13 protein-coding genes are annotated in these 18,344 nt (G+C 68.3%); 8 read left to right on the forward strand and 5 right to left on the reverse strand.

Translation table 11 applies throughout. The features are described 5' to 3' along the window. Positions 1–5 precede the first annotated feature (5 nt). The 5 genes from ASC70_RS12075 (at position 6) to glk (ending at position 8,090) form a co-directional block, all read left to right on the forward strand. Positions 6–2,879, forward strand: coding sequence for a hypothetical protein (locus tag ASC70_RS12075; protein WP_056050319.1), 2,874 nt, complete (start codon positions 6–8; stop codon positions 2,877–2,879). Between the two features lie 233 nt (positions 2,880–3,112). Beyond that, a complete protein-coding gene (zwf, locus tag ASC70_RS12080; protein ID WP_047404299.1) occupies positions 3,113–4,576 on the forward strand; it encodes a glucose-6-phosphate dehydrogenase in 1,464 nt (487 codons plus the stop codon). A 2-nt stretch (positions 4,577–4,578) separates the two neighbouring features. Further along, on the forward strand, positions 4,579–5,265 hold the full coding sequence (gene pgl, locus ASC70_RS12085; RefSeq protein ID WP_056050321.1) for a 6-phosphogluconolactonase: 687 nt from the start codon (positions 4,579–4,581) through the stop codon (positions 5,263–5,265). A 6-nt stretch (positions 5,266–5,271) separates the two neighbouring features. After that, positions 5,272–7,080 carry a phosphogluconate dehydratase gene (gene edd, locus ASC70_RS12090; protein WP_056050322.1) on the forward strand — a complete coding sequence of 603 codons (1,809 nt, stop codon included), beginning with the start codon at positions 5,272–5,274 and terminating at the stop codon, positions 7,078–7,080. 14 nt (positions 7,081–7,094) lie between these two features. Further along, positions 7,095–8,090, forward strand: coding sequence for a glucokinase (glk, locus tag ASC70_RS12095; protein ID WP_056050324.1), 996 nt, complete (start codon positions 7,095–7,097; stop codon positions 8,088–8,090). A 19-nt stretch (positions 8,091–8,109) separates the two neighbouring features. On the opposite strand, the gene ASC70_RS12100 is transcribed toward glk, so the two are convergent. Next, complete coding sequence (locus ASC70_RS12100; protein ID WP_156400863.1) at positions 8,110–8,847, reverse strand: hypothetical protein; 738 nt, start codon at positions 8,845–8,847, stop codon at positions 8,110–8,112. A gap of 200 nt (positions 8,848–9,047) precedes the next feature. Between ASC70_RS12100 and ASC70_RS12105 the strand changes: the two genes are divergently transcribed. The 3 genes from ASC70_RS12105 to pyk all read left to right on the forward strand — a co-directional run bounded on the left by ASC70_RS12105 (position 9,048) and on the right by pyk (position 14,296). Continuing rightward, positions 9,048–10,067, forward strand: a complete 1,020-nt coding sequence (locus tag ASC70_RS12105; RefSeq protein WP_056050328.1) for a LacI family DNA-binding transcriptional regulator — start codon at positions 9,048–9,050, stop codon at positions 10,065–10,067. A 304-nt stretch (positions 10,068–10,371) separates the two neighbouring features. Next, entirely contained in the window at positions 10,372–12,843 is a 2,472-nt protein-coding gene (locus ASC70_RS12110; protein ID WP_056050329.1) for an exo 1,3/1,4-beta-D-glucan glucohydrolase, read from the forward strand. A gap of 22 nt (positions 12,844–12,865) precedes the next feature. Further along, the gene (gene pyk, locus ASC70_RS12115) at positions 12,866–14,296 is read left to right on the forward strand and encodes a pyruvate kinase (RefSeq protein WP_047404313.1); all 1,431 of its coding nucleotides are present in this window, start codon (positions 12,866–12,868) and stop codon (positions 14,294–14,296) included. A 21-nt stretch (positions 14,297–14,317) separates the two neighbouring features. On the opposite strand, the gene ASC70_RS12120 is transcribed toward pyk, so the two are convergent. From ASC70_RS12120 to ASC70_RS12135, 4 genes are all read right to left on the reverse strand, one after another. Then, a complete protein-coding gene (locus ASC70_RS12120) occupies positions 14,318–15,037 on the reverse strand; it encodes a Crp/Fnr family transcriptional regulator (RefSeq protein WP_056050331.1) in 720 nt (239 codons plus the stop codon). A gap of 304 nt (positions 15,038–15,341) precedes the next feature. After that, complete coding sequence (locus ASC70_RS12125) at positions 15,342–16,490, reverse strand: acyl-CoA dehydrogenase family protein (RefSeq protein ID WP_056050333.1); 1,149 nt, start codon at positions 16,488–16,490, stop codon at positions 15,342–15,344. Further along, on the reverse strand, positions 16,490–17,101 hold the full coding sequence (locus tag ASC70_RS12130) for a 2-hydroxychromene-2-carboxylate isomerase (RefSeq protein WP_056050335.1): 612 nt from the start codon (positions 17,099–17,101) through the stop codon (positions 16,490–16,492). The genes ASC70_RS12125 and ASC70_RS12130 overlap by 1 nt, the downstream gene beginning before the upstream one ends. A gap of 4 nt (positions 17,102–17,105) precedes the next feature. Continuing rightward, the gene (locus tag ASC70_RS12135; protein ID WP_056050336.1) at positions 17,106–18,311 is read right to left on the reverse strand and encodes an acyl-CoA dehydrogenase family protein; all 1,206 of its coding nucleotides are present in this window, start codon (positions 18,309–18,311) and stop codon (positions 17,106–17,108) included. Positions 18,312–18,344: the final 33 nt, after the last annotated feature.

Here is an 18,344-nt window from a genome sequence, read left to right on the forward strand (position 1 = left end):
GGCCCATGACCCTTCGCCAGCTCCTGCGCGCCAGCGTCGCCGCCGCGTGCATCGCGGGGACGCTGGCGCCGTCCACGTACGCCGCGCCGCCGCCCGTCGCGGCGCGCGGTGCGTTGGACGTGCGCGTGGCGCAGGCGGCGGATTTCTCGCGCATCGAGTTCCACTGGGCCGGCGGCGCGAAGATGGTCTCGCACCGCGACGGCCAGACCCTGGTGATGCGGTTCAGCCGCGACGCCAATCCCGACCTTTCCAGCCTGAAGATCGCTCCGCCGCGCTGGGTGAAGGCCTCCGAGGCCCGCCACATCAACGGCGTGCTCGAGATCGTCGTCACCCTGACCGACGACGCCGACGCGCGGCTGGGCAACGCCGATGGCGTTGATTTCGTCAACATCTTCGCTCGTCCGGGCGCGCCGCCGACCAGCCAGGCTACGACCCCCGCCGCGCCCGTTGGCCGTCCCAATCCCATGCCCGCCGGCGGTGTGGTCAAGGTCGAGCTCGAGCGCCAGGACCAACAGGTCACTCTGGTCTTCAACTGGGCCGCGCCCGCCGGCGCCGCCGTCTTCCGGCGCGGCGAGGCGATCTGGATCGTGTTCGACACGCCCGCTCGCCTCGACATCGGCAAGCTGCCGACGTCTGGCGCGCGCTATTCGAAGATCCAGGCCTTCAAGGGCGCCGACTACAGCGCCCTGCGGCTGGTCGCCCAGGCCGGCACGCCCTACGTCGCCGAAGGGCAGGGCGCACTGTGGAAGATCAGCCTGGGTCCGGGGAACCAGGAGACGCCGGACGTCATCAAGGTGGCGCGCGACGAGAGCGTGCACCCGGCCACCTTGTCGGCCACCGTCTCTGGCGTGACCAAGGCCGTCTGGGTCGACGACCCGGCCGTCGGCGACAAGATGGTCGTCGCTCCCGCCCTGGCCCCCTCCAAGGGCCTGCCGTCACGCCGCGAATATGTCGAGATGGCGCTGCTGCAGTCCGTGCAGGGCCTGGCCGTCGAGACCTACGCCACCGACCTGCTGGTCCAGGCGGACGGCGATCTGTTGCGCATCGGCCGGCCCAAGGGTCTCGTCCTGTCGCCGATCTCCGCCTCGACCCCGCCGGAGGAGGCCGCCGCCGGCGCCCCCCAGCCGATGTCGATGCCGGCCCTGATAGACTTGGACAACTGGCCCAAGACCGGATCGGGCGGCTTCCTGACCCGCTACAACGCGCTACAGGGCGCGATACCCGCCGCGCCGGAAGGCGACGGCAAGGATAGCGACACCGGCGCGCGCATGGCCTTGGCCCGCTTCCTGGTCGGCTCGCAGATGTCGTTCGAGGCCATCGGCGTCCTCAACGCCGCGGGCCGCAAGCACCAGACCCTGCTGGGCGACGCCGAGTTTCGCGGCCTGCGCGGCATGGCCAAGGTGATGGCTGGACGCCTCACCGAGGCCGACGCCGACTTCTCTTCGCCGGTCTTGTCGGACGACCCATCCAGCGCCCTTTGGCGGGGCTATATCTCCGCCAAGCAAGGCCAATGGGCCGACGCACGGGCCAAGTTCGTCGGCGGCGCCCGGGCGCTCGACCTGTTTCCGCCGCTCTGGCGCGCCCGTTTCCTGCATGCCGAGGCTCAGGCGGCGCTCGGCGTCGGCGACCTGACGGGCGCCATGCAGTTCGTGACCAAGGCCTTGGCCCAGCCCAAGATCCCGATCGAGGACCAGCTCGATATCCGCCTGACCCAGGCGCGCATCTTCGAGGCCAAGGGCGAGAAGGTCCGCGCCCAGCGCATGTTCCAGGCCATCGCCCGCGCTCCGATCGACCGCCTCGCGACACCGGCCCTGCTGCACGCCACCCAGATCGGCTACGCCAAGGGCAAGATCAGCGCCGCCCAGGCCGCCACCACCCTGAACCAGCTGCGCTATCGCTGGCGCGGCGACGGGGTGGAGCTGGAAGTCATCGGGGCGCTGGGCAAGCTGTTCATCGACCAAGGTCGCTATCGCGAAGCGCTGGAGGTGCTGCGCTCGGCCGGTCGCCAACTGCCTGATCGCCCCGAAGCGGTGGCGCTGCAGAACGATCTCTCCAACACCTTCCGCCAGCTGTTCCTGCAAGGCTTGGCCGACGGCATGCAGCCAGTCCAGGCCGTGGGTCTGTTCTATGACTTCCAGGACCTGACGCCGATCGGCGCCGATGGCGACCAGATGGTCCGCAATCTGGTGCGCCGCCTGGTCGATGTCGACCTGCTGGACGACGCGGCCAAGCTCTTGAAATACCAGGTCGACAATCGCCTGAACGGCGTGCCCAAGGCCCAGGTCGCGACCGACCTGGCCTGGATCTACCTGATGAACAAGAAGCCGGAGGACGCGTTGGACACGATCAACGCGACCCGTTCGACGATCCTGCCGCCGGCCCTGAACGCCGAGCGCCGGCTGGCCACGGCCCGCGCCCTGATGAGCCTGGGCCGCTATGACGATGCTCTCGAGCTGATCGAGAAGGACAACAGCCGCGACGGCCAGGAAATCCGCGCCGAGATCGCCTGGAAGCAGCACACCTGGCCGGCGGCCGGGGCGCTGTACGAGCGTTCGCTGGGCGATCGGTTCAAGACGCCCGGCGCGCTGAGCCCCGGCGACGAGGCCCGCCTGCTGCGCGCCGCTGTGGCCTACAGCCTGGCCGACGACGACGCCGCGCTGGGCCGCCTGCGTCAGCGCTGGAGCGGCTTCATCGACCTGGCGGGCAATCCCGACGGCTTGCGCGTGGCCCTGCAGGGCTTGAACGCCGAATCGCTGTCGGCCTCGGACTTCGGCCGCGTCACCGCCGACAATGAGGCCTTCAACGGCTGGATCGGGCGGATGAAGGACAAGTTCCGCACCGGCCAGCCCGCCGGTTCGCCAGTTCGCGCGGGCAAATAAGGCAGAGAATTTCCGTACGTGCGGTCATCGGCTGTCGTTCGAGGCATGAGCGCCCTCGAAGCGCTTTCATGCGCCTGAAAAATACCCGCTTAAACCGGAATGGTCTTATGGCGGGCTCCAGACGTTTAGCCTAGTTAGGGCCCGCCGAACGTCCCATATGGCGGGAGGCGCCGGGACCGCTTGCCATTTTGTCGCAGGCATGTCATGACAACGTTGTCATAGGGTGGACGACCTTGGTTAAGAAAAACGACGACGGCGAAAATGGCCGCGAAGTTCTGGTGCTGCTGGGCGGCGCGGGCGATCTGGCCCTGCGGATGCTGCTGCCCTCGCTCTATTTCCTGGAAGTCGACCGCCTGCTGCCGCACGACCTGCGGATCGTCGGGGTCGCCCGCGCGGAACATGACGCCGCCAGCTACAAGGCGCTGGTCCGCGAGCAGCTGGCCAAGCGCGCGACGGTGGAGGAGGCGGCCTGGAACCGTCTCGCGGCCCGCCTCGACTACGTGCCGGCCAACATCACCAGCGAAGACGACACCAAGAGACTGGCCGAGCGGATCGGCGAGCACGGCGACCTGGTCATCTTCTTCTCGCTGTCGCCCAGCCTGTATGGCCCGGCCTGCCAAGCCCTGCAGGCCGCGGGCCTGACCGGTCCCGAGACGCGCCTGATCCTGGAAAAGCCGTTGGGCCGTGACTTGGAAAGCTCCAAGGCCACCAACGCCGCCGTCGCCGCCGTGGTCGACGAAAGCCAGGTCTTCCGCATCGACCACTACCTGGGCAAGGAAACGGTCCAGAACCTGACCGCCCTGCGTTTCGGCAACGTGCTGTTCGAGCCCCTGTGGGACCGCAACACGATCGACCACGTGCAGATCACCATCGCCGAGACCGAGAAGGTCGGCGACCGCTGGCCCTATTACGACGAGTACGGCGCGCTGCGGGACATGGTGCAGAACCACATGCTGCAGCTGCTGTGCCTGGTCGCCATGGAGGCCCCGTCGGGCTTCGACCCCGACGCGGTCCGCGATGAGAAGGTCAAGGTTCTGCGCAGCCTGCGCCCCTTCACCAAGGAGACGGTGGCCCACGACACCGTGCGAGGCCAGTACGTGGCCGGCGTGGTCGAGGGCGGCGCGCGCGCCGGTTATGTCGAGGAAGTCGGCAAGCCCACCAAGACCGAGACCTTCGTGGCCATGAAGGTGGCGATCGACAACTGGCGTTGGGACGGCGTGCCGTTTTTCCTGCGCACGGGCAAGAACCTGCCTGACCGCCGCACCCAGATCGTCGTCCAGTTCAAGCCGCTGCCGCACAACATCTTCGGCCCGGCCACCAACGGCGAGCTGTGCGCCAACCGGCTGGTCATCGACCTGCAGCCGGACGAAGACATCTCGCTGACGATCATGAACAAGCGGCCTGGCCTGTCGGAAGAGGGCATGCGCCTGCAGTCGCTGCCGCTGTCGCTGTCGTTCGGCCAGAGCGGCGGCCGTCGTCGGATCGCCTACGAGAAGCTGTTCCTGGACGCGTTCCGAGGCGATCGCACCTTGTTCGTGCGCCGCGACGAGGTCGAGCAGGCCTGGAAGTTCATCGACGCCGTCTCGGCCGCTTGGGCGGAGGCCGGCATCGAGCCCGCGCCCTATGCGGCGGGCACCTGGGGACCGCAGTCGGCGCAGGGCCTGATCTCGCCCGGCGGCCGGGCCTGGAAGGCCTGACGATGGCCAAGCTGGAAGCCTTCGGCTCGCGCGAAGCCCTCTATGACGCCGCCGCCTCGATCCTGGTCGGGGCGCTGACGACGGCCGTGGCGACCCACGGCCGCGCGGGCTTCGCCGCGACCGGCGGCACGACGCCGGCTCCGGTCTATGACCGCCTGGCCACGCTGACCGCGCCTTGGGACAAGATCACCGTCACCCTGACCGACGAGCGCTTCGTCCCGCCGACCGATCCCGGCAGCAACGAGGGCCTGGTCCGTCGTCACCTGCTGGTGGGCGAGGCGGCCAAGGCTCAGTTCGCGCCGTTGTTCTTCGAGGGCGTCAGCCACGAGGACAGCGCACTGAAGGCGCAAGCCGGCGTCGACGCCGCTGCGCCGTTTGGCGTGGTCCTGCTGGGTGTCGGCCCCGACGGCCACTTCGCCTCGCTGTTCCCGGGCAATCCGGTGCTGGCCCGTGGCCTGGACCTGGCGTCCGAGCGCTCGGTGCTGGCCGTGCCGCCGGGCGATCCGGCGCCGGACATTCCGCGTCTCAGCTTGACCCTGGCCGCCCTGACCCGCACCGACCTGATCGTGCTGCTGGTCACCGGCGCGGCCAAGAAAACGTTGTTGGAAGGCGACGTCGATCCGGCCCTGCCGGTCGCCGCCATCCTGAAGCAGGACCGCGCCAAGGTCCGCATCCTCTGGGCGGAGTAGATCGCCATGAGCCTGAACCCGGTCATCGCCGAAGTCACCGCCCGCATCGTGGCCCGCAGCAAGGACAGCCGCGCGGCCTATCTGGCCAACATGCAGCACGCGATCGACAGCCAGCCCGGCCGGGCCAAGCTGTCCTGCGCCAACTGGGCCCACGCCTTCGCCGCCTCGCCGGGCGTCGACAAGGTCCGCGCCCTGGACCCGAACGCGCCCAACATCGGCATCGTCTCGGCCTATAACGACATGCTGTCGGCCCACCAGCCGCTGGAGGAATACCCGGCGCTGATCAAGACCGCCGCCCGCGAGGTCGGGGCCACCGCCCAGTTCGCCGGCGGCGTGCCGGCCATGTGCGACGGCGTCACCCAGGGCCGTCCGGGCATGGAGCTGTCGCTGTTCTCGCGCGACGTCATCGCCATGGCCACGGCCGTCGCCCTGACCCACGACGCCTTCGACGCGGCGCTCTATCTGGGCGTCTGCGACAAGATCGTGCCGGGCCTGGTGATCGGGGCCCTGACCTTCAGCCACCTGCCGGCCCTGTTCGTGCCTGCCGGCCCGATGACCTCGGGCCTGCCCAACAGCGAGAAGGCCCGTATCCGCGCTCTCTACGCCGAGGGCAAGGTCGGTCGCGCCGAGCTCTTGGAAGCCGAGAGCGCCAGCTATCACGGCCCGGGCACCTGTACCTTCTACGGCACCGCCAACACCAACCAGATGCTGATGGAGCTGATGGGCTTCCATCTGCCCGGCTCGGCCTTCGTCCACCCCAACACGCCGCTACGCGAGGCCCTGGTCAAGGAAGCCGCGCGCCGCGCCGCCGCCGTCACCGCCAAGGGCAACGAATACATCCCCGTCGGCCGGATGATCGACGAGAAGTCGATCGTCAACGGCGTGGTCGGCCTGATGGCCACCGGCGGTTCGACCAACCTGGCCCTGCACATGGTCGCCATGGCCCACGCGGCCGGCATCCTGCTGACGCTGGAAGACCTGGACGACATCTCCAAGGCCACGCCGCTCTTGGCCCGCGTCTATCCGAACGGCTCGGCCGACGTGAACCACTTCCAGGCCGCCGGCGGCATGGCCTTCGTGATCCGCGAACTGCTGAAGGCCGGTCTCGTCCACGAGGATGTCCAGACCATCGCCGGCGCCGGCCTGTCGCTCTACGCCCAGGAGCCGCACCTTGAGGACGGCGTCCTGACCTGGCGCGAGGGTACGCAAGAGAGCCTGGACACCGCCATCGTGCGGCCCGTCTCCGATCCGTTCAGCAAGGAAGGCGGCCTGCGCCTGCTCTCCGGCAATCTGGGGCGCGGCGTCATGAAGATCTCGGCCGTCAAGCCCGAGCACCACGTGATCACCGCCCCTGCCGCCGTGTTCCAGGAGCAGGAAGACTTCATCGCCGCCTTCAAGCGCGGTGAGCTGGATCGCGACGTCGTGGTCGTGGTCCGCTTCCAGGGGCCGTCGGCCAACGGCATGCCCGAGCTGCACAATTTGTCGCCGTCGATCTCGGTGCTGCTGGATCGCGGCTATAAGGTCGCCCTGGTCACCGACGGGCGCATGTCAGGCGCCTCGGGCAAGACCCCCGCCGCCATCCATGTGACGCCGGAAGCCGCCAAGGGCGGACCTCTGGCCTATGTCCGGGACGGCGACGTGATCAGCGTCAACGCCGAGACCGGCGAACTGAACATCCTGGTGGACGAGGCGGCGCTGCTGGCTCGCACCCCAGCGAACGTCCCGGCGAGCAAGCCGGGCTTTGGTAGGGAACTGTTCGGATGGATGCGGGCGGGGGTCGGCGCCGCCGACGCCGGCGCGTCCGTCTTTGCTTGAGGAAGCGCTAGGTCATGGACGGCAATCACACCGGGGGGCTCGGCCTCGTCGGCGACATCGGCGGCACCAACGCCCGCTTCGCCCTGGTCGAATTCGACGGTCAGGACCCGCGCCTGATCGAGCCGACCGCCTATAAGGGCGAGGACTACGGCACGGCCGAGGACGCGATCGCGCACTACCTGCAGAAGGTCGGGGTCAGACACCCGGACCAGGCGGTGGTCGCCGTGGCGGGGCCGATCGAGCACGGCTCGGTCCACATGACCAACCTTGACTGGCGGATTTCGGAGGACAGCCTGCGTCGCGCGGGTGGCTTTCGCACCGCCAAGCTGATCAACGACTTCACCGCCCAGGCCCTGGCCGCGCCGCGCCTGAGCCCCAAGGACCTGCGCCAGATCGGTCATCTGCCGACCTCGGGCGAGGGGGACCTGGCCATCCTTGGCCCGGGCACCGGCTTCGGCGTCGCCGGCCTGGTGCGTCGCCACGGTCAGGAGATCCCGCTGGCCACCGAGGGCGGCCACGTCGCCTTCGCGCCGCTCGACGAGGTCGAGATCGAGGTGCTGCGCGCCCTGACCAAGCAGCTGGACGGCGGCCGCGTCTCGGTCGAACGCATCCTGTCGGGACCGGGCATGGAGGATCTGCACCTGGCCCTGGCTCAGGCCGAAGGCCGCAAGGTCGACGCCCTGGCCGCCAAGCAGATCACCGAACGCGCCGTCGAGGGCTGCGCCGACTGCCTGGCTACCGTGAACCGGTTTTGCGCGGTGCTCGGCTCGACAGCCGGCGACATCGCCCTGACCCTGGGCGCGCGCGGCGGCGTGTTCATCGCCGGCGGCATCGCGCCCCGGATCATCGACATCCTGGAAAAGAGCCCGTTCCGTGAACGCTTCGACGCCAAGGGCCGCCTGTCGGGCTTCACCCAGGCGATCCCGACCCACGTCATCCTGCATCCGCATACGGCGCTGATCGGCGCGGCGGTGGCTCTGACGCCGGAGGGCAGGGCGGCGGTCTCGTAGAGAGCCACGCCAAGCCGGGTTAGCGCGCCGCCTTGAGCACGGCGGCGCGGCCGGTCAGCAGTCTGGCGCACTGAGTGGCGTCGAGGTCCATATCGGACAACTTGTCCTGCTCCTTCCAGAAGTCGAAATAGGCATGAGCCTTGTCTTCGACCTTCAGAGGGAAGCGGTTGGGAGCATAGAGTTCTGCGAGATAGGCGTCCGCCTGGGCGCGTGTGAGGTGCGCCGAACAGACGGTGACCGCCTGAACCATGTCGGCCCCTGCGCGCATGTATGGAGTCTGCCAGCTTGCGTAACCTGTCGGCATAAGGATGGCGTCGGTGGCGTTGCGCACCAGGATGTCGTCGCTCAGCGGAGAGTCGGAGACGATGTCGCGAGCCGCCGGATCGTGAGCGATTTCACGGCAGGTGGCGATGATCTTCCGGGCCTGGTTGCGGACGTTTTCGGCGAGGCTGGCTTCGTCTTCGTGACCGCCTTGAGACATCGCCTTGATGTTCTCCTGGGCTTGCTGCATCGCATGGTCCATGGCGTTCTTGATGTAGGTGTAGGACAGGGTCTCCGAGAAGCCGGCGCGAGCGCCCAACGCGATGGCGTCATTCGCATAGGCCTCGATCCTGTCCTGATGGACCTCGAAACCGAATTCCTGACAGACCGTCGCTTGCCCCGCGTAGCGGCCCAGTTGGTTCAGTCTCGCGACCGGGTCCTGCTCGACCTGAGCGGTGGCCGAGGTGACGCTCAACGCGCCGAGCGCGGCCGCCATGGCCAGCGTCTTCCAATTCAACATCCGCATCCCCCAAGGCGCCCTAGACGCCGCAACTCTCGGATAGCGCGCTCCATCTGAGGATGTAAAGTCTGACCACCCTTCGTTTCGAGGGAGGGACCTCTTGGGGCTCGCCATGACAAGGTTGTCATGGCTTAGTATTCGCCAAACCGAACGAATCGGGACGGCGAGGAACGGAATTGAGCGCCAAGATCACGATCCACGACGTCGCCCGCGAGAGCGGGGTCTCGATCAAGACCGTCTCGCGGGTGCTCAACCGTGAGCCCAACGTCAAGGCCGACACCCGCGATCGGGTGCAGGCGGCCGTGGCGGCGCTGAAGTATCGGCCCAACATCTCGGCTCGCAGCCTGGCGGGCTCGAAGGCCTATCTGATCGGCGTCTTCTTCGACAACCCCAGCCCCGGCTACGTCACCGACGTGCAGCTGGGCGCGATCGCGCGGTGTCGGCAGGAGGGCTACCACCTGATCGTCGAGCCGATCGACTCGACCGGCGACGTCGAGGACCAGGTCGCGCCGATGCTGGCGACGCTGCGCATGGACGGGGTGATCCTGACCCCGCCGCTCAGTGACCATCCGCTGGTTCTGGCCGCGCTGGAGCAGGAGGGCGTGCCTTACGTCCGCATCGCGCCGGGTGGCGACATCGATCGCGCGCCGTGGGTCAGCATGGACGATCGCTTGGCTGCCTTCGAGATGACCAAGCACCTGATCGGCCTGGGCCACAAGGACATCGGCTTCATCATCGGCCATCCTGATCACGGCGCGTCGCATCGCCGCCACCAGGGCTTCATCGACGCGATGCGCGACGCGGGCCTGCCCATTCGCGACGACCGGATGGAGCAGGGCTGGTTCTCGTTCCGCTCGGGCTTCGAGGCGGCCGAGCGGCTGCTGGGCGGCGCCGATCGGCCGACCGCGATCTTCGCCTCGAACGACGACATGGCGCTGGGTGTGATGGCCGTGGCCAACCGGATGCGCCTGGACGTGCCCCAGACCCTAGCCGTCGCCGGCTTCGACGACACGCCCGGCGCCAAGATCACCTGGCCGCAGCTGACCACCGTGCGCCAGCCCATTTTCGCCATGGCCGGCGCCGCCGCCGACATGCTGATGCATGGCGTCGAGCAGGAAGAGGGGGCGCCGCCGCCGTCCCGCCTGCTGGATTTCGAGCTGGTGGTTCGAGAATCCACCGCGCAGCCGGCCGATTAGACGCTTTTCGGGTCGCCGGGACGTGTTACCGCAATCATAATGTTCTTGACAGCGCTGTCCGATCTACGTGACATCAAGGCGATCAAGACGGTCGCCCACGGAAAGGCGGCGTCAGGAGGAAACGCCATGACCTCGCCTGGCCTGACCAGCGCCCGTCGCACCTTGTGTGCACGATCACTCCCCTCCAAGCGGACCTGACCGCTTTTCTTTCGCTCGGCGCGGTAACCCCGCAAGCGCCGCGCCGAGCGCCTTTCTCGACATTTCGCGAGGTCCGCCGGGGGGCGGGCGTATCCTGGGAAACATCATGTCCGTATCTGGTCGTCTCGTCCGCGCCTCCGCGGTGGCCCTTATCCTTGCCGGCGGCCTGGCGGGGACCGCTTCGGCCCAAACCAATCCGGCCGCCGTCGCGCATCCCGAGATCTGGCCCAAGGCCGCCAGCCCGGCGGCGATCACCGACGCCAAGACCGAGGCCTTCATCACCCAGCTGATGAGCAAGATGAGTGTCGAGGAGAAGGTCGCCCAGACCATCCAGGCCGACGGCGCCTCGATCACCCCGGAGGAGCTGAAAAAGTACCGCCTGGGCTCGGTGCTGGTGGGCGGCAACAGCGCGCCCGACGGCAACGACCGCGCCACGCCGCAGCGCTGGGTCGAGTGGATCCGCGCCTTCCGCGCCGCGGCGCTGGAAAAGCGCGGCGGTCACCAAGAGATCCCGATCATCTTCGGCGTCGACGCCGTACACGGGCACAACAACGTCGTCGGCTCGACGATCTTCCCGCACAATATCGGCCTGGGCGCGGCGCGCGATCCCGACCTGATCCGCCGGATCGGCGAGGCGACCGCCCAGGAAATGGCCGCCTCGGGCGCCGACTGGACCTTCGGCCCCACCGTGGCCGTGCCGCGCGACGAGCGCTGGGGCCGCGCCTACGAGGGCTATGCCGAGGACCCGGAGGTCGTGAAGACCTACTCCGGCCCGATGACCCTGGGCCTGCAAGGCGCGCTGGTCGCCGGCAAGCCGCTGGCGGCGGGCCACGTGGCCGGGTCGGCCAAGCACTTCCTGGCCGACGGCGGCACCGAGAACGGCAAGGATCAGGGCGACGCCAAGATCTCCGAGGCTGATCTGGTCCGGCTGCATGCCGCGGGGTATCCGCCGGCCATCGACGCCGGCATTCTGTCGGTGATGGTCTCGTTCTCCAGCTGGAACGGGGTCAAGCACACCGGCAACAAGAGCCTGGTGACCGACGTGCTGAAGGGGCGGCTGGGCTTTCAGGGCTTCGTGGTCGGCGACTGGAACGCCCATGGCCAGGTCGAGGGCTGCACCAACACCAACTGCGCCCAGGCCTACAACGCCGGCATGGACATGATGATGGCCCCCGACAGCTGGAAGGGGCTCTATGACAACACCCTGGCCCAGGTGAAGGCCGGCCAGATCTCGATGGCGCGGATCGACGACGCGGTGCGCCGCATCCTGCGCGTGAAGGTCAAGGCGGGGCTGTTTGAGGACAAGCGCCCGCTGGAAGGCAAGTACGAACTGCTGGGCGCGCCCGCGCACCGCGCCGTGGCCCGCGAGGCCGTCCGCAAGTCGCTGGTCTTGCTGAAGAACCAAGGCGTGCTGCCGCTGAAGAGCTCGGCCCACGTGCTGGTGGCCGGCGACGGCGCCGACGACATCGGCAAGGCCGCTGGCGGCTGGACCCTGACCTGGCAAGGCACGGGCAACAAGAACAGCGACTTCCCGCACAGCCAATCGATCTATGGCGGCGTCGCCGAAGCCGTGAAGGCCGGCGGCGGCAGCGCCGAGCTGTCGGTCTCGGGCGACTTCAAGACCAAGCCCGACGTGGCCATCGTGGTGTTCGGCGAGAACCCCTACGCCGAGTTCCAGGGCGACATCGCAACGGCCGAGTACCAGCCTGGCGACAAGACCGATCTGGCCTTGCTGAAGAAGCTGAAGGCCGCCGGAATCCCGGTGGTTTCGGTGTTCCTCAGCGGCCGCCCGTTGTGGACAAATCCCGAGATCAACGCCTCCGACGCCTTCGTCGCGGCCTGGCTGCCGGGCTCGGAAGGCGGCGGCGTCGCCGACGTGCTGGTGGGCGACAAGGCCGGCAAGCCGCGCCACGACTTCCAGGGCAAGCTGTCGTTCAGCTGGCCCAAGCGCGCCGACCAGGAGCCGATCAATGTCGGCGACAAGAACTATGACCCGCTGTTCGCCTACGGCTACGGCCTCAGCTACGCCAAGCCAGGCAAGGTTGCGGCGCTGTCGGAAGATCCGGGAACGGCCTCGGCGGCGGTCAATGTCGACCGTTACTTCGTCGCCGGCCGGGCGCCCGCGCCGTGGACGATGAACGCCGCCGGGACCGTCTCGCTGAAGACGGTGGACGCCGGCGCGCAGGAGAACGCCCGCCAGGCGACGTGGAGCGGGGAGGGCTCGGGCGCCTTGACCGTCATGGGTCAGCCCGTCGATCTTTCGCGCCAAACGACCGGCGACATGGCCGTGATGATCCGCTACCGCGTCGACGCACTCCCAGAGAAACCCGTTTCCCTTGGGATAGTCTGTGGCGAATCCTGCGGGGCGGCTGTAGACCTGACGTCCACGTTATCAGGTGCGAAAATCGGCGAATGGCGTACGGCCAAGATCAAACTTTCCTGCTTCATGGCCAAGGGCGCCAGGATGGAGCATGTTTCATCCCCGTTCGCCTTGTCGACCATGGGGCGCCTGACGCTGTCGTTCACGGAAATCAGGCTGGCGTCCAACGAGGGCGACGCCTTCTGTCCGCCAAGCTAAATCATCAAGAAGGAGCGACGGCATGATCCGCGCCCGTCGCTCCCGCATCGTCGCCACGCTCGGCCCCGCCTCCAGCTCGCGCGACATGATCGTCACCCTGGCCAAGGCCGGGGCGGACGTGTTTCGCTTGAACTTCAGCCACGGGGCCCACGAGACCCACGCGGCCGTCTATGCGGCGATCCGCGAGGCCGAGGCGATCGTCGACCGCCCGCTGGGCATCCTGGCCGACCTGCAGGGCCCCAAGCTGCGCGTCGGCAAGTTCGCCAACGGCCCCGTCATTCTGAAGGCCGGCCAGGCGTTCCGCTTCGACAGCGATGCGACCCCCGGCGACGAGACGCGCGTGCACCTGCCGCATCCGGAAATCCTGACCGCCATGCGGCCCGGCGCGACCCTGCTGCTGGATGACGGCAAGCTGCGCATGACGGTGACCGACGCCGGTCCCGGCTACGCCAACACCACGGTCGTCAACGGCGGCAAGCTGTCCGAGCGCAAGGGCGTGGCGGTGCCGGACGTCGTCATCCCGATGTCGCCCCTGACCGCCAAGGACCGCGAGGACCTGGCCTTCGCCCTGCGCCTGGGCGTCGACTGGATCGCCCTGTCGTTCGTGCAGGCCCCGGAAGACATGGCCGAGCTGCGCCGCATCGTCGAAGGCCGCGCCGCCGTGCTGGCCAAGATCGAAAAGCCCCAAGCCCTGAAAGTGCTGGGTCCGATCCTCGACCTCTGCGACGGCGTCATGGTGGCCCGTGGCGACCTCGGCGTCGAAATGGCCCCGGAAGAGGTGCCGGTGGCGCAGAAGGTCATCCTGCGGGCGGCGCGCGAACGCGGCATCCCGGTGATCGTCGCCACCCAGATGCTGGAATCGATGATCAGCTCGCCCACGCCAACCCGCGCCGAGGCTTCGGACGTGGCCAACGCGGTCTACGAGGGCGCGGACGCGGTGATGCTGTCGGCGGAATCGGCGGCCGGCGAATATCCGGAAGAATCCGTTTCGATGATGAACCGCATCATCGAACGCGTCGAACGCGACCCGCGCTGGCCCGAGCTGATGCAGGCCGAGCAGCGGCACGACGACGACGACGCCGACGTGCTGGTGGTCGCCGCCGCCGGCGCGGCCAAGGCCGGCTCGACCAAGTGCCTGGTGGCCTTCACCACCACGGGGGCGACCGCGCGCCGCCTGGCTCGCGAACGGCCGCTGCAGCCGGTGCTGGCGCTGTCGCCCGACATCAACGCCGTGCGTCGCATGGCCCTGGTCTGGGGTGTCGAGCCGCGGGTCAGCGCCCAGCCCGACAGCCTGGAGGTCGTCACCACCGACGCCTCGAGCAAGGCCCTGGAACTGGGTCTGGTCGCGCCGGGCGAACGCCTGCTGGTCGTGGCCGGGACGCCGTTCGGGGCTCCGGGCGCCGCCAACCTGCTACGCCTGGCCCATGCGCCCGCGCCGGCTCGCCGGCGCTAGCTTAGGGAAAAAGGAGGCCGGCTAGTCGATGAACGAGGCCGGCAGCAGCCGCTCGTAGCCGCGCCGCACCGCGCCGTAACACTCGCAGGCCACGGTCTCGAGGCCGGCGCGGTCCATGATGTCGACCACGCCGCGCCGATAGCGGATCAGGCCCTTGGCCTGCAGCGAGCCGGCGACGGCGGTGACGGTCGTGCGCTGGACGCCCAGCATGTCGGCCAGGAATTCCTGCGTCAGGTTGACGGTGTGAGTGTCGATGCGATCGTGGCACGACAGCAGCCAGCGGCAGAACCGAGCCTCGACGGCGTGCAAGGCGTTGCAGGCCACCGATTGGATGGCGTGACCGAACAGGGCCTCGTTGTGGCGATCGACGAGATCGCGAAGCGGCGCGCTGCGCGTCCAGACATCGTGCAGAGGGCCGGCGGCGATCCGCAGCGCCGAGCCTGGCGCCTGAACGATGGCGCGCGACAGCGACTGGCGCGGGGCCACGGCGGCCATCAGACCCAATGCTCCTTCGCGACCGATGGCGGCGGACTCGATCGCCGCGCCGCTCTCCATCAGGGTCATCAGCGAGATGACACAGTCGTTCGGAAAATAGATCTGATCGATCAAATCTCCCGGATCGTAGAGCAGGCGGCCCTTATCGAGGTCCACCGCGGCCAGATGAGGCGTGAGTAAGGCCCTGTCTTCGGGCGGCAAAGCGGAGAGCAGGCGGTTCTTCAAGGTCGCTAACGGCCCAGTCATGCGGAATCGAACGCCGTCTCGCGGCAAGGGTTGCAAGCTATAGGTGGGTCAGCTGGGCCGCGCCGTCGCTTAGCCGACACAATCCAGTCAGGGACGTCGCGAAAATATAAGAGTCCGCGAAACCTTCTATTTTCCACCATCATTTGACAGAATGCCGCTTAGTCGGGTTCCCGACATAACTACTCAATGAAGATCGCCTGCAACCTACGATAATCTGTATGGGCAAAAGAAAAGCCGCCAGAACGGCGGCTTATAAGGTCGACCAGTTTGTCCGCGAGAAGCTGACGGGGTTTTCCGCTTGGCGTCAGAACCCCATCAGCCTTGCGTAGCGGTCCCGGTGGAAGCTGGCGCCGCCGAACAGGGTCTCGGTGACGCGCGCGCGCTTCATGTAGAGGCCGGCGTCGTGAGCGTCGGTCATGCCGATGCCGCCATGCATCTGGACCATCTCGTTGCTGGCCAGGTGGACCAGATCGCTGGCCTTGGCCTTGGCCAGGGAGGCGAGGGCCCGGGTGTCTCCGCCCCCTGTCGCGTTTTGGGCGTCAATGGCCTCCAGCGCGGCCTCGACACAGGAGCGGGTGGTTTCCAGGTCGGTGAACCACTTGGCGGCGCGGTGCTGCAGGGCCTGGAACGTGCCGATCACCTGGCCGAACTGGGTGCGGGTCTTCAGATAGTCCAGGGTGATGTCGAAGGCGGCGCTGGCGCTGCCCAGCATCTCGGCGGCCAGGCCCGCATAGGCGCGGTCGAGGGTCGGCTCCAGCACGGTCCAGCCCTTGTCGACCTCGCCCAGCACGGCGTCCGCGCCGACCTCGACGCCGTCGAAGGTGATCCGCGCCGCGCCGCGCGAGTCCACCAGCATCAGGTGCGTGCGGGTGACGCCGGGAGCGTCGCCGGCCACCAGGAACAGGGTCAGGCCCTCGGTTTCGCCCGCCTTGCCGCCGGTGCGGGCGGCGACGATCAGCAGATCGGCGGCCTCGCCATCCAACACGAAGGTCTTGGTTCCGTTCAGGACATAGCCAGCGCCGCTCTTGGTGGCGGTAAGGGCCGTACGCGCCGGGGCGTGGTGCGAGCCCTCGTCGACCGCCAGGGTGACGACGGCCTCACCGGCGGCGATCCTCGGCAGCCAAGCCTGCTTTTGCGCGTCCGAACCGCCCAGTTGCAGGGCCGAGGCGGCGATCAGGGCGGTGGAGAGCAGGGGGGAGGCGGCCAGGGTCCGGCCGGTCTCCTCCAGGATCAGGCCCAGGCCCAGATAGCCAAACGCCGAGCCGTCATAGGCCTCGGGCACGACCACCCCGGCCCAGCCCATCTCGCCCATGTCCTTCCAGGCGGCGGGATCGAAGCTCTGGCCGGTCTTGCCGTCGCGCAGCTTGCGCAGGGCGGCGACGGGCGCGCTGTCGGCGACCCAGCCCTTGGCGGCGTCGCGCAGCATCGTCTGTTCTTCGGTCAGGACGGCCATCAGGCGTGCTCCCTGGATTGATGACGGGCGGCCCAGTCGAGGGCCTGTTCCAGACGGTCGTTGCCCCAGAAGAGCTCGCCGTCGGCGGTGAGAAAGCTGGGCGCGCCGAATAGGCCGCGTTCCTTGGCTTGGCGAACGTGGTCCTTCAGCCGGGCCTTCACCGGATCGGATTGGGCGGCGGCCAGCACGTGCTCCGGCCCCGCGCCGACTCCGGCGATAAGGGGCGCGAGAACCTCGGGGCTGCCGATGTCCTGGTCGTCGACGAAATTGGCCTGGTAGACCGCGCGACTAAAGGCCGGGGTCCAGCCGTCCTCCAGGCCCACGATCGCCACACGGGCCGCCAGCAGGCTGTTGCGCGGGAACTGGCTGGGATGACGAAGCGGCAGGCCCGAGTCCTCGCAGACCCGCTCCAGGTCGCGCCACATGTAGTCGCCTTTCACGGGGAAGGCGTTGAAAGGACTGTCGTTCAGCCCCTGCTGTTCATGGAACAGCGGACCCAGCAGGAAGGGCCGCCAAGCCACCGCCACACCCTTGTCCGCCGCCAGGCGTTCAACGCGCATGGCCGCCGGATAGGAGTAGCTCGAAGCGAACTCGTACCAGAACTCGATCATCGGGCTACTGGTGGTCCAGGAGGCCGAGGACGCGCTTGGCCACGACGTTGAGGTTCACCTCGCTGGTGCCGCCCTCGATCGAGTTGCCCTTGGCGCGCAGCATGGCGCGCGGCGCGGCCAGTTCCTCGGCGCTGAAGCCTTCGCCCTGCCAGCCCAGGCCTTGCAGGCCCAGGGCCTCGACCAGCAGTTCGGTGCGATCCTGGTTCATCTTGGCGGCCGCGTACTTGATGATCGAGACGGCGGCGCTGGGTCCCGAGCCCTGCTTGGACTCCGCCTCGGCCCGGCGCACGGTCAGCATGAAGGCGTGGGCGTCCATCGAATGGGCGGCGAGGCGCGCCCGGAAGTCGCCGTCGGCGATCCGGCCTTCGCTGTCGACGCCGATCTCCGTCTTGGCCGCCTCGACCGGGCTGAGGCCGCCCCCGCCGCCGAAGCCCGAAGCGCTGATGTTCTGGCGTTCGTACTGGAGCAGGCGCTTGGCGATGTCCCAGCCGCCGTTCAGCTTGCCGACCAGCTGGTCCTTGGGAACCTTCACATTGTCGAAGAAGGTCTCGCAGAAGGGCGACGAGCCGCTGATCAGCTTGATCGGCCGCGCCTCGACGCCGGGCGAGGTCATGTCGAACAGCACGAACGAGATGCCTTCGTGCTTCTTCGCGGTATCGGTGCGCACCAGGCAGAAGATCCAGTCGGCTTGGTCGGCGTAGCTGGTCCAGACCTTCTGGCCGTTGATCAGGTAGTGGTCGCCCTTATCCTCACACTTGGTCTGCAAGGCGGCGAGGTCGGAGCCCGCGCCCGGTTCGCTGTAGCCCTGGCACCAGCGGGTCTCGCCGCGCACGATGGCGGGCAGGAAGCGCTGCTTCTGTTCCTCGGTGGCGTATTCCAGCAGCACGGGACCCAGCATCCAGATCCCGAAGCTCATCAGGGCCGGGCGAGCCTTCAGCCGGCGCAGCTCTTGCTCCAGCACCTTGTTCTGGGCCTTGGAAAGGCCGCCGCCGCCGTATTCCGCGGGCCACATCGGCGCGGTCCAGCCCTTCTGCGCCATCCGGTCCAGCCACAGCTTGGCGTCGGGGTTCTTCCAGACCATCTTGCGGCCGCCCCACGGCGCCTCGTCCTCGCCCATGGGCGCGTTCAGAGATGGCGGATAGTTGGCCTCGAGCCAGGCGCGGGTCTCGGCGCGAAAGGCGTCGAGTTCGGAAGCCCCGAAGTCGGCCATCGTCTCATCTCCCTAACGGACGGTCTTTCAGGG

Source organism: Caulobacter sp. Root343 (genome assembly GCF_001425745.1).
GTDB lineage: Bacteria > Pseudomonadota > Alphaproteobacteria > Caulobacterales > Caulobacteraceae > Caulobacter.